This window comes from Actinomadura pelletieri DSM 43383 (assembly GCF_003634705.1).
Lineage (GTDB): Bacteria > Actinomycetota > Actinomycetes > Streptosporangiales > Streptosporangiaceae > Spirillospora > Spirillospora pelletieri.
In genome coordinates this window covers 400,406-414,637 of sequence record NZ_RBWU01000002.1, presented here as the reverse complement: position 1 = coordinate 414,637, position 14,232 = coordinate 400,406, and the positions used below count along the sequence as shown (strand labels likewise).

At 70.7% G+C, this 14,232-nt stretch carries 12 protein-coding genes; 7 read left to right on the top strand and 5 right to left on the bottom strand.

Going from position 1 to position 14,232, the window contains the following annotated elements:
- Nucleotides 1-270: 270 nt before the first annotated feature.
- The 4 genes from BZB76_RS08685 to mtrA all read right to left on the bottom strand — a co-directional run bounded on the left by BZB76_RS08685 (nt 271) and on the right by mtrA (nt 5,413).
- A complete protein-coding gene (locus BZB76_RS08685) occupies nt 271-990 on the bottom strand; it encodes a ComF family protein (RefSeq protein WP_121433782.1) in 720 nt (239 codons plus the stop codon).
- 62 nt (nt 991-1,052) lie between these two features.
- The gene (locus BZB76_RS08680; protein WP_246006831.1) at nt 1,053-2,861 is read right to left on the bottom strand and encodes an LpqB family beta-propeller domain-containing protein; all 1,809 of its coding nucleotides are present in this window, start codon (nt 2,859-2,861) and stop codon (nt 1,053-1,055) included.
- Entirely contained in the window at nt 2,858-4,495 is a 1,638-nt protein-coding gene (gene mtrB / locus BZB76_RS08675) for an MtrAB system histidine kinase MtrB (RefSeq protein ID WP_121433781.1), read from the bottom strand. The genes BZB76_RS08680 and mtrB overlap by 4 nt, the downstream gene beginning before the upstream one ends.
- A 240-nt stretch (nt 4,496-4,735) precedes the next feature.
- Nucleotides 4,736-5,413 carry an MtrAB system response regulator MtrA gene (mtrA, locus tag BZB76_RS08670; protein ID WP_021598338.1) on the bottom strand — a complete coding sequence of 226 codons (678 nt, stop codon included), beginning with the start codon at nt 5,411-5,413 and terminating at the stop codon, nt 4,736-4,738.
- Nucleotides 5,414-5,821: 408 nt separating this feature from the next.
- On the opposite strand from mtrA, the gene BZB76_RS08665 reads away from it, so the two are divergent.
- The 6 genes from BZB76_RS08665 (at nt 5,822) to BZB76_RS08640 (ending at nt 11,723) form a co-directional block, all read left to right on the top strand.
- Entirely contained in the window at nt 5,822-6,877 is a 1,056-nt protein-coding gene (locus BZB76_RS08665; protein WP_121433780.1) for a hypothetical protein, read from the top strand.
- Complete coding sequence (locus BZB76_RS08660) at nt 6,874-7,581, top strand: DUF4129 domain-containing protein (RefSeq protein ID WP_121434575.1); 708 nt, start codon at nt 6,874-6,876, stop codon at nt 7,579-7,581. The genes BZB76_RS08665 and BZB76_RS08660 overlap by 4 nt, the downstream gene beginning before the upstream one ends.
- Nucleotides 7,575-8,807 carry a DUF4350 domain-containing protein gene (locus BZB76_RS08655; protein WP_121433779.1) on the top strand — a complete coding sequence of 411 codons (1,233 nt, stop codon included), beginning with the start codon at nt 7,575-7,577 and terminating at the stop codon, nt 8,805-8,807. The genes BZB76_RS08660 and BZB76_RS08655 overlap by 7 nt, the downstream gene beginning before the upstream one ends.
- A gap of 74 nt (nt 8,808-8,881) precedes the next feature.
- Nucleotides 8,882-9,850 carry an AAA family ATPase gene (locus BZB76_RS08650; RefSeq protein WP_246006918.1) on the top strand — a complete coding sequence of 323 codons (969 nt, stop codon included), beginning with the start codon at nt 8,882-8,884 and terminating at the stop codon, nt 9,848-9,850.
- A 13-nt stretch (nt 9,851-9,863) separates the two neighbouring features.
- Complete coding sequence (locus BZB76_RS08645; RefSeq protein ID WP_121433777.1) at nt 9,864-11,156, top strand: DUF58 domain-containing protein; 1,293 nt, start codon at nt 9,864-9,866, stop codon at nt 11,154-11,156.
- Between the two features lie 366 nt (nt 11,157-11,522).
- Nucleotides 11,523-11,723 carry a hypothetical protein gene (locus BZB76_RS08640; protein WP_121433776.1) on the top strand — a complete coding sequence of 67 codons (201 nt, stop codon included), beginning with the start codon at nt 11,523-11,525 and terminating at the stop codon, nt 11,721-11,723.
- Between the two features lie 2 nt (nt 11,724-11,725).
- On the opposite strand, the gene BZB76_RS08635 is transcribed toward BZB76_RS08640, so the two are convergent.
- Nucleotides 11,726-12,721 (bottom strand): stage II sporulation protein M, encoded by a 996-nt coding sequence (locus BZB76_RS08635; protein WP_121433775.1) that lies wholly within the window; start codon nt 12,719-12,721, stop codon nt 11,726-11,728.
- Nucleotides 12,722-12,793: 72 nt separating this feature from the next.
- Here BZB76_RS08635 and BZB76_RS08630 point away from each other — a divergent pair, with 72 nt between their 5' ends.
- Entirely contained in the window at nt 12,794-13,792 is a 999-nt protein-coding gene (locus BZB76_RS08630) for an RDD family protein (protein WP_121433774.1), read from the top strand.
- Nucleotides 13,793-14,232: the final 440 nt, after the last annotated feature.

The window sequence follows — 14,232 nt, the reverse complement described above, 5'->3', positions numbered from 1 at the left end:
CCCTCAGCACCAGTCCCACCTCACGCCGGGGGCCGTCACGCGCTGGCCCGCCGTTGATCCCGCCGCACAAGCGGTGGCTGCCGCCGCAGCCGGCACGCATCACTGGTACCCGTCACGACCGTCTCACCTCACAAGCCATGGCCATCACGATCGGTGTCCCTCAGCACCGGTCCCGCCTCGCGCCGGGGGCCGTCACGCGCGCTGGCCCGCCGTTGATCCCGCCGCACAAGCGGTGGCTGCCGCGGTCGGGCTTGGTTGGGAGGGGTGGGGTCACGGGTGGTGGCGGGGGGTTGCTGCGATGGTGGCGGCGGCGGTTACCTCGATGCCTGCGGCTCGGAGGGCGCGGGCTGCCTCGGCGAGGGTGGCGCCCGTGGTGATGACGTCGTCCACCAGGATCACCGAACAGTCCGCGATGCGATCGGTGATGGGTTCGGTCGCGTGGTCGGTCATGTGATCGGTGGTGGGTTTGGCGGGGTGGGTTGCTTGGAAGGCGCCTTGGAGGTTTTTGGCGCGTTGGGGGGCGGTTAGGCCTGCTTGGTCGGCTGTGCGTTTGGTTGGTTTCAAAGCGTTGCAGGTGGTGATGGGGACGTCCTTCTCGCGTAGGCGGTCCAGGGCTATGGCGAGGGTTTGGCGGAGGGGGTCGTGGCCGCGGCGTTTGAGGGAGGTGCGGCGGGACGGGATCCATACGACCGTGTGGGGTGGTCTTTGGTTCGCTATGGCGGCGTGGAGGGATGTGGCCAGGGCCTCGCCCAAGGGGACGGCCAGGGCGGTGCGGCCGTGCTCCTTGTAAGCGGACAGGATCGCTTTCAAGGGGCCCTCGTAGGTGGCGACGGTCCAGGGTGGGGGGAGGCCGTACGGGGCCGTCCTGGCGGGTCTTGCGGGGCCCTGGAGGGGGGTCGCGCAGGTGTCGCAGAGGAGGAGGCGGGGCGTGCCACAGCCGACGCAGGTTTCGGGGAAGAGCAGTTCGAGCAGGTCGGGGAGCCATCTCATGGCATCGACGATGCTCGTCGGGGGTGGTCGGGGGTAATGGGTTCGGGAATTGTGGATAACTCTCAGCCCGGGTAGTCGGGGTCCTTGGCCGGGGTGGGGCAGATCCAGGGGCTGTAGGAGTTGCTGGGGGCCCGCTGGCGGCAGACCTGGTCCTTGCCGGACGACCGGGTCCCGATGAGGATCGGGGCGCCGGGGGCGGCGGCGATCGTGCGGGGTTCGCCCAGGGAGCCGACGCCCAGGGAGGTGATGGCGCTGCCGCTGATCGGCATCAGGAACGGGAGCGTCTGCGAGTCGCGTTGGGCGCGGCCGAGGACGGCGAGGGTGCTGTAGTCGCGCCAGGCTAGGTCGACGGCGTCCTGGAGTTCGGAGCTCACCGGCAGGAAGGAGCCGACGTCCAGGGTGCCGCCGGGGGCATAGGCGATTCGGCCGACCTGGACTTGGGGGCGGCCGTCGATGTGCGCGATGACGGCGGCGCGGACGCCGTCGCGGGCGATGCGGAAGGCGCGGACCTCGCGGCCGCCGAGGCCCCAGTGGGCGGCGCGGACGGGTGGTCGGCCGCGTGGACGCACCCACAGCCAGGACTCGTCCTTCTTGCTCTCCACCACCCAGAGGGTGCCGTCGCGGCTCCAGGTCGGGGCGGTGAAGCGGGCGTCCTTCTGCGCGGTGAGCAGGACGCGGGGCGGGGGCGAACCGGTCAGGGGCGCGGCGACGAAGACCTGGTCGGCTTCGGCGCTGAGACCGGCGAGTTCCTGGTTGTCGGGGGCGACGGCCGGACGGGAGAGACGGCCCGCGGCGCCGATCACCCGGGGCTGGGCGCGGTCGCCCTCCAGGGTGCCGATGAAGCCGGACGGGCTGACGACGTAGGCGTTCGGATGGTGTTCACCCTTCGGCACCTGTCCGTCGGGGGAGTTGGCGTCCCAGGCGTGGACGGGCTGGGTGTACTCCAGGCCGTCGGGCGCGACGGGCTGCCCCTCGATCTGGAGTCGCCAACGTTTGATCTCGGACAGTTGCCGCATCGTCCAGCCGAGTTGCGCCGACATCTGTTCGACGTTTCCGGCGCGGGCCTCCTTGGTGAGGTCGACGGTGGCGACGTCCTTGTCGACGTGGACCCCGCGCCTCAGCCTGGTTCCGGTCGGGAAGGCGGTGTGGACGGCGCCGTTCAGCCAGGACGTGGGGCCGTCCAGGAGCGCCTGGGCGAGTTGGGTCGGCAGGGTCTGCCGGTTCACGACCGGCAGGAAGATGCCGTTCGGGACGAGGGTCTGGTGGTCGGGTGCGAAGAAGAACAGGTTGACGGTGCGCATGGCGCGTTCGACGTCGTCCTGGGAGAGGAGCAGCCCGGTCTTGTCGTCGCCGGGGAGCCCGGTGATGCGCCACACCCCCTGGGACGTCTTCGCGAGTTGGAACGAGGTGTCGAGCGCTCTCGGGGAGGCGGTGTACTGGCCGTCGGAGGTGATGGTGCCGACCTCCTGGCCGGTGACCTTGACGGTCGCGTGGGTGGCGGTCGCCCGGACCACCTGGGGTTCGGTGACACGGCTCGCCAGGACCGTCACGGACGGACGCAGCCCCGGGTTCCAGGTGGTCCGCGCGCCGAGATACAGCTTGGCGACCTTGTGGTCGTCGTCGAAGCTCGCGGACGCGGCCAGGAATCCGGAGACGATCTGGGCCGGTCCCCACTCGGGACGCGGCTTCACCGGGATCAACCGGACGTACGGGTCATCGACGCGTTCGGCCCGTTCGGCGGGTCTGCCGGTGACGACCTGACCGCCGCTCGGCACGGTCGCGCAGCCGCCGAGGACGAGGACGGCGACCGCGAGGAAGCAGATCGTCCCGTGCCGTCCCAGGGTGCAGCCGGTGGTGCGGCCCGCGGTCACTCGCCCGCCTCCAGTTCCGCGAACAGCGGACGCGCGTCACCGGCCCCAGGAGGCACCAGCGGAAGCGGGGAGCCCCGTAGTTCGGCCCCGGCCACGCGAGGCAGCGAGAGACGGAACTGGGAGCCCGCACCGGGCTCTCCCCACGCCTGCAGCCATCCACCGTGCAACTGCGCGTCCTCCCGGGAGATCGACAGGCCGAGTCCGGTGCCGCCGGTGGTGCGGGCGCGGGCGGGGTCGGCGCGCCAGAACCGGTCGAAGACCATCTGGCCCTCGCCCGGTTTGAGGCCGACGCCGTGGTCGCGGACGGCGACGGCGACGGCGTCCCGGTCGGCGGCGACGGACACCACGATGTCCTCGCCCTCGCCGTGTTCGACGGCGTTGACGAGCAGGTTCCGCAGGATGCGTTCGACCCTGCGACGGTCGACCTCCGCCATGCACGGTTCGCCCGGCAGTTGCAGGACGACCTTGCTGCCCTTGCGTTCGGACAGTCCTTGGATGTCGCCGACGACGCGCAGGACGAGGTCGCGCATGTCGAGGGACTCCACGTCCAGCGTCGCGGCGCCCGCGTCGTGCCGACTGATCTCCAGGAGGTCGGCCAGCAGTGACTCGAACCGTTCAAGCTGGCTCTGCAACAACTCCGCGGACCGTCCCACCGCGGGATCGTCGAAGGTGTCACGGTTCTCGTAGAGCATGTCCGCGGCGATCCTGATGGTGGTCAGGGGCGTGCGCAGCTCATGCGACACGTCGGACACGAACTGGCGTTGAACCTGTGACAGGTCCTCCAGTTCCCCGATTTTCTCCTGCAGGTTCGCGGCCATGTCGTTGAAGGATCTGGCCAAGCGCGCCAGGTCGTCCTCACCTCGGACCCTCATGCGCTCTTCGAGCCGTCCGGCGGCGAGCCGCTGGGCACCCTGCGCGGCCAGCCGCACCGGGATGACGACCTGCCGCGTCACCAGTGAGGCGATCGCCGCCAGAAGCAGCACCAGGACGATGCCCACTCCCGCTAGGGACCGTCCCACATTGGTCAGGGTCCGCTGTTCCTCCACGAGCCGGAACAGGTAGTACAGCTCGAACTGACCGGTCTTGCCGCCGACGATGAGCCCCCGCTCGGACGGACGGTCATCGATATAGGACAGCTCGCCGTAGGTGTAGGCGCGCGAACCAGCGGGCGCGTTCTTCAGCTCCTTCCGAAGCCGCCGCGGGACGCTCTCCGGACGCAGTTCGTTGGTCGAGTACCCGTCGAAGTACTGCTCGGTCGTGTCGCGAATGTAGACCTCGTACAGCCCGGACGGGCCGCTTCGAGCCTTCAGCCGTTCGATCGTCGAGTTGAGCCTGCTGCCGTCCCCGGCCGAGTTGCCCAGGTCGCGCTGTACCTGCGCCAGACCGTCGTCCAGTTGGAGGCGGGCCGCCTTGACCTTGCCGTCCATGAGCGCCGACGACATCTGCTGCATCAGGAACATGCCCAGGATCGCGACGACGATCGCCGAAATGAACAGGGTGGACGTGACGATGCGCACCTGGATCGACCGGTGCCACCGCGTGTATCCGCTCTTCACGGTGCGGCGCAGAAGGCGCCGGGCCGCCCGCAGGGCACGCCGGACGAACCGCTTCGCCCTCCTCATGTCGGCGCTCATGAGGGAACCGCGATACGGCGTGGCCTGGGTGACGGGGCTCCGGGAAAGTGCTGGACGGTCATCGGTGTGTCACGAGGGGAATCACGAAGGAATGCGACTCCGGCAGGTTACGGCGACGTCATGAATGTTCGAAAGGTCGCGCGGACGTCGGATGGCTGAGTTCGAACGGTCTGGTGGACGGTCTGGGGGCCGGTACCGGTCAGGCGGGCCCGGTCAGGCGGGCCCGTCAAGCGGGCCCGGTCAAGCAGGCCCGGCCTTGTAGCCGACACCGCGCACGGTGACGACGATCTCGGGCCGCTCGGGGTCTTTCTCTATCTTGGCGCGCAGTCGCTGCACATGGACGTTCACCAGGCGGGTGTCGGCGGCGTGCCGGTACCCCCACACCTGCTCAAGCAGGACTTCGCGGGTGAACACCTGGCGGGGCTTACGGGCCAGCGCCACCAGCAAGTCGAACTCCAGCGGCGTCAGCGGGATGTGCCGGTCGCCGCGCTTGACCGAGTGCCCGGCGACGTCGATGGTGATGTCGCCGATCTGCAGGGTCTCCGGCGCGGGCTCGTCCGTGCGCCGCAGCCGGGCGCGGACGCGCGCCACCAGTTCCTTCGGTTTGAACGGTTTGACGATGTAGTCGTCGGCGCCGGACTCCAGCCCGAGCACGACGTCCACGGTGTCGCTCTTCGCCGTGAGCATGACGATCGGCACGCCGGACTCGGCGCGGATCTGGCGGCACACGTCGATGCCGTCCGCCCCCGGAAGCATCAGGTCGAGCAGCACGAGGTCGGGCCGGGTCTCCCGGAAGGCCTCGAGCGCCTTGTCTCCGTCGTGGACGAACGATGGTTCGAAGCCCTCGCCCCTCAGCACGATGCCGAGCATCTCGGCGAGCGCGAGGTCGTCGTCGACGACCAGTACACGTCCTCTCATGGCCCTCATCGTCACAAAGTCGGGGTTCGGTGGAGTGAGTACTCGGTGGCGCTTGGCTCCGGCGGCCCCACCTCGCCAGGGAGAGATCTGCCTTGGCGTGCCAGGTTACCCGCGTTCATGTCGTCCATGGCTCCCCCACGATCAAGTGCGCGGCACGGAATTGTAGATGGGGCCACCGAAACACGCGGGACGCCGACCGGCATCGGCGTGATTCGGTGTTCGACGCGCTACGGAGTGCGCAGATCACCGCCATCGGGGTCGGGCACGGCATTCGCGGCGCCTCGCCCGTGACAGGATGACCTGACCGGCGGACGTGACGGGCGGGCGTGACGGCGGACGTGACGGCCCGGACCACGACCGGGCGCGGCCGCCGGAAGACCCTCGCCAGAGACCGCAGGGAGCCAGGAGATGCCGGGACCGGACGGCCGAGACGGCCGAGTCGGCCGAGACGGCGCCGACGCCGACAGCGACGCGTCCGGCGTGCAGGACGTCCCGTTCCGTCCCATGTCCGTCTCGGAGATGCTGGACGGCGCCATCGCCGGGATCCGGCGGCGCCCGCGCACGTCACTGGGCCTGGCCGTGGGGATGACCACGGTGATCCAGGTGGCGAGTTCGATCGCCGCGTACTTCTTCATCGGGGACGAGGCCCGCAACGAGGTCACCCCCGACCTTCTGCTGGAGTCGCTCGGCGCGCAGCTCACGTTGACGGTGATGGGGCTGGTGCTGTCGGCGTACGCGATTCTGGTGCTGGCCGGTCTCCTCGCACCGATCCTCGGTCGCGAACTGGTGGGCGCGCCGATCGCGCCGCGCCAGGCGTGGCGGGACACCCGGCCGCGTCTGGGCCGGCTGTTGGCGACCTCCGCGGCCGTCATCGGCGTCTCACTGGTCGCGCTGGTACTACCGACCCTTCCGTTCGCCCTGCTGATCGCGGTCGAGGCGCATCCCGGGCTGAGCGTGCTCGCGGGGCTTCTCGGGTTTCCCATCGGCATAGGGCTGATGGTGTGGCTCTACCTACTGTTCGTCTTGGCCGTTCCTGCGGTCGTCCTGGAACGGCAGACAGTGGGCGGTGCGCTCCGCCGGGCGGTGGCCCTGTCCAAGGGACGCTGGTTCCGGACGTTCGGAACCCTGCTACTGGCGATGCTCGTGACCGTGTTCATGGGCTTCTTCGCCTTGCGGATCCCGTTCCTGTTCGTGCAACTGGCCTTCTTCGGTGATGCCACAGGTAGCGACGCGACGATGGCGGCGCTCGCCGTGGACACGCTCGGCCGGATCGTCAGTTGGTCGGTCGTCCTCCCGTTCGACGCCGGGGTGATCGCGCTGCTCTACATGGACCGTCGGATGCGCCGTGAAGGATTCGACCTGGAGTTGCGGATCGAAAGACGCGGTGACCACGTGGAAGACTTCGTCGACCTGTGGCGGACCGGCCCGACACCGGCGCACCCGAGGACGGGGGCGAATCCATGACGCGCTTGAACGCGCCGCTCCTTACGGCGGCTCCCGACCCGATCGGCCGGGACGAGGCCCGCGAGTTGGCCCGACGCGAACTCGACAAGCAGATCTACCAGCGCGACGAACCGTCCTGGCTGCAACGCACCTGGGACGACTTCGCCGAATGGCTCCAGGAACTGTTCTTCAAGGCGCCCGCTCCAGAATCGCAGGGTCGCGGCGGGGGCTGGACGTCGATCGTCGTCGTCATCCTAGTCGCGCTCGTCGCCATCGCGATCGTCGCGTGGCTGATGCGGGGCCGCCGCAACCCGCGGTCCAGGAACGATCCCCTCCTGGACGACACGACGTCCACGGCGCTCGACCACAGAACAGCGGCGGAGCAACACGCGGCGGCCGGGCAGTGGGCGGAGGCGATCCGGGAACGGCTCCGCGCGATGGCCCGCGACCTGGAGGAACGGGCGGTGTTGCCGGCACGGCCCGGACGCACCGCCGACGAGCTGGCGGAGGAGACCGGCCAGGCCGTGCCGCAGCTCGCCGACGACCTGCGCGAGGCCGTCCGGATCTTCGACGACGTCTGGTACGGCGACCGTCCGGGCACCCCGGAGGGGTACGCGCGGGTCAAGGACGTGGACGACCGGCTCCATGCGGCGAAGCCGAAGCCGCTGGAGGCCGACGACCTCACGCCCGCCGGAGCCGGTGAGGACGGAGGACCGCGATGGTGACGCAGACCGCCCCGCCCGGCGGCGCACAGGGCGGCACCCAGGGCGGCGCGCAGGGCGCACCGGGGGCCGAACCGTCCGCGCGGCAGGTCGCGGGGCGCCGCTGGCGGTCCGCGCGCGGTGTGGTCGCGGTGATCCTCGTCATGGTGGTGGTCGCGGTGATCCTGGCCGCGCTGCGTCCCGCGACGTCGCCGCAGGCGCTCGATCCGACGTCGCCGAAGCAGGACGGCGGACGCGCCCTCGCCGAACTCCTCAAGCAGCGGGGGACGGGCGTGACGGTGGCGCGAAACGCGGGGGACGCCATCGACGCGGCCGACCCCGGCTCGCTCATCCTGGTGACCCGAACCGAGCGGCTCACCGACTACGACCTGCGCCAACTGAGCACCTGGCAGGTCGACTTGCTGCTCGTCCGGCCCACATCGTTCGCGCTGGCGGAACTCGCCCCGCAGGTGCGCAGGCGCGACGCCGTGTACGGGAACGCCGATCCGGGCTGCTCCCTGGAAGCCGCGACGCGCGCGGGAACGGTCGCGTTCCGTCAGTCCGACACCTACGAGGCGACGGGATCCGCGACACAGTGTTACCGGTCCGACTCCGGCGGTTCCAGGGTCGTCCAGGTACAGCGCGGTTCCAACACCGTCACCGTGCTGGGTTCAGCCGAACCGTTGACCAACGGTCGGCTGACCGAGGAGGGCAACGCGGCACTGGCACTGAACCTGGCCGCCGGTACGGGCGCGTCGATCGTGTGGCTGGTGCCCGACCTGCCGAAGTCGGGATCCGGCGCCGGGCAGCAGTCGCTCGGCGACCTCCTCCCGTTCGGGGTGAAGTTGTTCTTCCTCGAACTGCTGGTCGCGGTGCTCCTGGTGGCGCTGTGGCGGGGGCGCCGCCTCGGCCCGGTGGTGGCGGAGGCGCTGCCCGTCGTCGTCCGCTCCGCGGAGACGGTCGAGGGACGCGCCCGCCTCTACCGCGCCGGACACGCCCGCGACCGCGCCTCGGACGCGTTGCGCTCCGGCGCCCGTGAACGTCTCGTCCCGCTGCTCGGCCTGCCCCGCGGCCGCGCGCAGGACCCCTCGGCCGCACAGGAGATCGTCACGGCGGTCGCCCGCCGCACCGCCTACGACGAGACGTACGTCGGCGCGGCCCTGTACGGTCCTGAACCCGTGGACGACGCCGGGCTCATCGCCCTCAGCGACGTCCTCGACGACCTGGAAAGGCAGGTACGCGAGTCTTGAACCAACCAGTAGAGCTCGGGAAGGACGACGTGCCCGGCGGCTACCAAGCGCGGAGCGACACTCCGCCGGGCGCGCTGTCCGAGGAGGCGCGGCGGCAGGCCGACACCGCCCGCGCGGCGCTGACGGCGCTGCGCGGCGAGGTCGCCAAGACCGTCGTCGGTCAGGACTCCGTGGTCACCGGTCTGGTCATCGCGTTGCTCTGCCGTGGTCATGTGCTGCTGGAAGGCGTCCCAGGTACAGCGAAGACGCTGCTCATCAAGACGCTGTCGCGGGCCCTCGACCTCGACTTCAAACGCGTCCAGTTCACCCCCGACCTGATGCCCGGCGACGTGACCGGGTCGCTCGTGTACGACAACCGGACGTCGGAGTTCGACTTCCGCGAGGGTCCCGTCTTCACCAACCTCCTCCTCGCCGACGAGATCAACCGGACACCGCCGAAGACGCAGGCGTCCCTGCTGGAGGCCATGGAGGAACGGCAGGTCTCCGTGGAGGGCTCCGCGCGTCCGCTGCCCGACCCGTTCGTGGTGTGCGCGACGCAGAACCCGATCGAGTACGAGGGCACCTATCCCCTGCCGGAGGCCCAGCTCGACCGGTTCCTGGTCAAGCTGACCGTGCCCGTCCCCACACGGGACGAGGAGATCTCCATGTTGCAGCGGCACGCGGCCGGGTTCGACCCGCGTGACCTGTCGGCGGTGCAGCCGGTCGCGGGCGCCGACGAACTGGCCGCCGGACGCGCCGCGGTCAGGGCCGTCCATCTCGACCCGAAGGTCGCCGCCTACGTCGTGGACCTGTGCCGGGCGACGCGTCAGTCGCCGTCCCTCCAGCTCGGCGTGTCACCCCGAGGCGCGACGGCGCTGCTGGCGACGTCCCGCGCGTGGGCGTGGCTGTCGGGCCGCGACTACGTCACACCGGACGATGTGAAGGCGCTGGCCCGCCCGACGCTGCGGCACCGCGTCCAGCTCCGCCCGGAGGCGGAGTTGGAGGGCGCGACGGCCGACGGCGTGCTGGAGGGCATCCTCGCCCACGTCCCGGCTCCGCGCTGAACGGCCCCGCGACATGGCACTGACGGGACGTCTCGGCCTGCTGGCGCTGCTCGGCGCGGTGATCCCGCTGTTCGCGCCGAGCTGGTGGACGCTGTTCGCCGTCTGGGGGGTCCTGCTGCTCGGCGTCCTCGCCGATCTCGCCCTCGCCGGGAACGTGCGCGCCCTGCGTTTCCACCGTTCCGGCGACACGAACGTCCGGCTCGGCGAGACGGCGAACGTGACGCTGATCGTGGAGAACCTCGGCCGCCGCCGGCTCAAGGCCCGGCTGCGGGACGTGTGGCCGCCGAGCGCCGGAGCGACCCCGCGCACCGTCCGGGTGGACGTCCCCGCCGGTGAGCGCCGCCGCGTGGAGATGACGCTCACACCGACCCGCCGGGGCGACCGGACGGCCGTCACCGTCGTCGTCCGCTCCGTGGGGCCGCTGGGGCTCGCCGCGCGGCAACTCTCGCGGGCCGCGCCCTGGACGGTGCGCGCGCTCCCGGCGTTCCCGTCCCGCCGCCACCTTCCCGCCAAGCTGGCGCGCCTCCGCGAACTCACCGGCGCCCACGTCGCCCTCATCCGCGGGCAGGGCACCGAGTTCGACTCGCTGCGCGAATACGTGGACGGCGACGACGTCCGTTCCATCGACTGGCGGGCCACCGCCCGCCGTAACGACATCGTCGTCCGTACCTGGCGCCCCGAACGCGACCGGCGCATCTACCTCGTCCTCGACACGGGCCGCACATCCGCGGGCCGCGTCGGCGACATCCCCAGGCTGGACTGCTCGATGGACGCGGCGATGCTCCTCGGCGCCCTCGCGTCCCGCGCCGGTGACCGTGTCGACCTACTCGCCTACGACCGGCGCGTCCGCGCCCGGGTCGAGGGCGCGTCCCGGACGGACCTGCTGCCCGCGATGGTCCACGCCATGGCGCCGCTGGAACCCGAGCTGATCGAGTGCGACGCCGCGGGGATGGTGTCGACGCTGATGGCCCGCGTCCGGCAGCGGTGCCTGGTCGTCCTGCTCACCGAGCTGAACACGGCCGCGATCGAGGAGGGCCTGCTGCCGCTGCTGCCGCAGCTCACCGCCCGCCACCTCGTCATGATCGCCGCGGTGTCCGACCCACGCGTCGGCGAGATGGCCGCCGCCCGCGGCGACCTCGCCTCCGTCTACGACGCCGCCGCCGCCGAACGCGCCCGCGCCGAACGCCGCCGCCTCACCGCAGAACTCCGCGGACACGGCGTCGAGGTCGTGGACGCGCCCCCCGACGAGATCGCCCCCGCCCTCGCCGACGCCTACCTCTCCCTCAAGGCCGCCGGCCGCCTGTAGCCCCCGGCAGGACGAGGGTGATGAGCACCGGGCCCAGAGGCAGGATGAGGGCGGCGGCGACGAGGGCCAGGGAGCATCCCTCCGTCGCGGCGCGCGGGCGGGTCCGTCGAGCCCGGTCAGGGCGTCGCGGCGGCGGGTGACGAGTCCGACAAGGACCGCCACTCCGCACGCACCGCCGATCTGCTGGACGGACGTGAACACTGCCGAGCCGATCCCGGCGTCCTCCCCGGTGGTGCCCGTGACGGCGGCGACCGCGGCCACCCGGACGGAAGCTCGGCCACGTGCGAGGCCGCGCAGCAGCGTTCGCGGCGCGGACGCCCCCGCAGCAGGGCCATCAGCACGAACTCCGATCCACGGAGCGGGCCGATGCTGGTGATGGCGACATTCGATGTCGGCGAGGAGATCCTTCTGGTCGCCGCGATCTCGTTCCTGGGCCTCGGGGTGCAGCAGCCCACCGCGCGAGCGCGTCACCTGGTCGAGGAGGTGACGCCGAAGGCGAGCCGCCTCGACCAGATCGCGAAGCGATGCAGCGCTCGCACAATCCCGGTCAGGGCCGGGATTCAATGAATTCAGCCGGAGACGGGGGCGAGGTCGGGGCGGAGGTCGGCGTCGCCGGTCTCGCCCTGCCGGGTGGCGCGGCGACCGAGGACGATCACGTAGGCGAGGAACGCGACCTCGGCGACGACACCGATGCCGATGCGCAGCCAGGTGGTGTGCACCCAGCCGGTGACGAAGCCCTCGATGAGGCCGGACACCAGCAGGACGGCGATGAGGCCGATGGCGATGCTGACGGCGGCACGGCCCTCCTCGGCGAGGGCCTGGCCGCGGCGGCGCCGGCCGGGGTCGACGATCGTCCAGCCGAGTTTGAGGCCGCCCGCGCACGCCAGGTAGACGGCGGTGAGTTCCAGCAGCCCGTGCGGCAGGATCAGCCCGAAGAACACGTCGCCCTTGCCGTAGGCGAACATCAGCCCGCCGATCAGGCCGAGGTTGACCTGGTTGAGCAGCAGCACGTAGATGGTGGGGATGCCGAGCATGATGCCGAACATCAGCGCGACCGCCGACACCCAGGCGTTGTTCACCCACACCTGGAACGCGAACGACGACGCCGAGTGCTCGGTGTAGTAGTTCGCGAAGTCGTGTTCGACGAGTTCACGGATCTCGTCCGGTGGGGCGATGCTCGCCTGCACCTCGGGGCTCTGCACGATCCAGATCGCCAGCGCGATCGACAGCAGGTTGCCGAGGACGGCGCTGCCGAGCCACCACCATCGCATCCGGTACGCGGCGGCCGGGAAGGACACGGTCGCGAAGCGGGTGACGTCCCGCCACAACGGCGCCTGCGCACCGGCCACCTTCGCCCTGGCGCGTGCCACGAGCGACGACAGCCGACCCACCAGCTGGGGGTCGGGTGAGCTGGACCGGACGACCGACAGATGCGTGGCCGTCCGCTGGTAAAGCTCGACCAGTTCGTCGGCTTCCGCGCCGGTCAGCCTGCGGCCGCGGTTGATGAGCCACTCGAGGCGCTGCCAGTCGGCGTTGTGCGCGGCCACATAGGCGTCGACGTCCACCCAGGGAGACTAACGCCTCGGCCCGCCGAACCGGCAAAATGGACCGCACCCGACCACTTGGAGGATCAGGCCATGGCCGAACTCGTCACCGGCGAGGCCGTCGCGCTCGACATCAGGGTCGCGCGCCTGGCCAGCCGTGGCTGTGCCATCCTTCTCGACCTGCTCCTCCAGATGGTGCTGCTCAACATCGCGATCTACTTCACGGCGATGACGTCGCTCGTCGCCGACGAGGCGTGGACGATCGGGTTGTCGCTTCTCGCCGTCGTCACCGTCCTGGTCGGGTATCCGTGCCTGATGGAGACGCTGACGCGGGGACGGACGCTCGGCAAGATGGCCCTGGGGCTGCGGGTCGTCGCCGACGACGGCGGGCCCGTCAGGTTCCGGCAGGCGCTGGTGCGCGCGCTGGCGGGCTTCATCGAGTTCTGGACGTTCTACGGCTCCCCCGCGCTGATCACCTCGTTCTGCAACCGGCGCGGCAAGCGGCTCGGCGACCTGTTCGCCGGGACGATCGTCATCCAGGAGCGGGTTCCGGCGTCGGCGTTCCACGGTCCGGTCGCCGTGATGCCGCCGCAGCTCGCCTGGTGGGCGCGTTCGCTGGAGCTGTCGATGCTGTCGGACGAGCTGGCGATGACGGCCCGGCAGTACCTGTCGCGTTTCTGGGAGCTGCTGCCGGAGGTCCGTGACTCGCTCGGGCAGCGGATCGCGTCGCAGGTCGTGGCGGTGGTGAGCCCGCCTCCGCCGCCGGGGGTGCGTCCGGAGATCCTGCTGTCGGCGGTCCTCGCCGAGCGGCGCCACCGTGAGGAGTGGCGGCTCGCCCAGCGCCGCGCCCGCCGTATGCAGCGCCTCGGCTGGACGTCCTGGGCGCCGGCCACGGCCGCGGCTCCGGCGATGGCCGGGGCCGCGCCGTCCGGACCGCCCCGCCAGGGCCCTCCGGCGCCGCCGCCGTTCAGCCCGGCCGGGCCGGGGCGTCCGCAGTTCCTGCCGCCGTCCAACTATGGCGCTGGGCCGTATCAGCATGTGCTGAACACGCCTCCGCCGCCCGCCCAGGGCCCCTATCCGCCCGCCCACTGACGGTTTACGGGCCGACGGGTCCGGCCGCGGCTCCTTTCCTTCTCCCGACGGACGTTCGGATCATGCGCGCCGTCACCAAGTCAAGTATTCGATCATATTAATTGCGATCTTCTTAGAAGCCGTCGACGACCGGCCGGATGCGCTCCCGACACCCCTGACCCAGCGGCCACAAGAACAGTTTTTCGCGCATTAGGATAGCCTATCCTTAATTAGGCGAGCCTAGCCTTAATAATTGCTCTCGGATTGGCGTTCACTTACAGACCGAACTGCCTTCCACACAGAAGACGCGCTTACTTATCGACCAGAGCACGCCTCAACACAGATCCTCTGACCTGGGAACATGCCCTCTACAGCGGCTTTACAATGGCGAGGGATCCATTAATTGAGAATCTCAGCCGACATCATTCTCGTCGTCCCGGCGGGGCGCTCGCCGCGACGTC

Coding starts and splice junctions, on each gene's coding strand:
- mtrB (WP_121433781.1), bottom strand. CDS start 4,495: ATGAGCGCCGACATGAGGAGGGCGAAGCGGTTCGTCCGGCGTGCCCTG.
- BZB76_RS08640 (WP_121433776.1), top strand. CDS start 11,523: ATGCTGGTGATGGCGACATTCGATGTCGGCGAGGAGATCCTTCTGGTC.
- BZB76_RS08655 (WP_121433779.1), top strand. CDS start 7,575: ATGGTGACGCAGACCGCCCCGCCCGGCGGCGCACAGGGCGGCACCCAG.
- BZB76_RS08630 (WP_121433774.1), top strand. CDS start 12,794: ATGGCCGAACTCGTCACCGGCGAGGCCGTCGCGCTCGACATCAGGGTC.
- BZB76_RS08660 (WP_121434575.1), top strand. CDS start 6,874: ATGACGCGCTTGAACGCGCCGCTCCTTACGGCGGCTCCCGACCCGATC.
- BZB76_RS08665 (WP_121433780.1), top strand. CDS start 5,822: ATGCCGGGACCGGACGGCCGAGACGGCCGAGTCGGCCGAGACGGCGCC.
- BZB76_RS08685 (WP_121433782.1), bottom strand. CDS start 990: ATGAGATGGCTCCCCGACCTGCTCGAACTGCTCTTCCCCGAAACCTGC.
- BZB76_RS08645 (WP_121433777.1), top strand. CDS start 9,864: ATGGCACTGACGGGACGTCTCGGCCTGCTGGCGCTGCTCGGCGCGGTG.
- mtrA (WP_021598338.1), bottom strand. CDS start 5,413: ATGAGAGGACGTGTACTGGTCGTCGACGACGACCTCGCGCTCGCCGAG.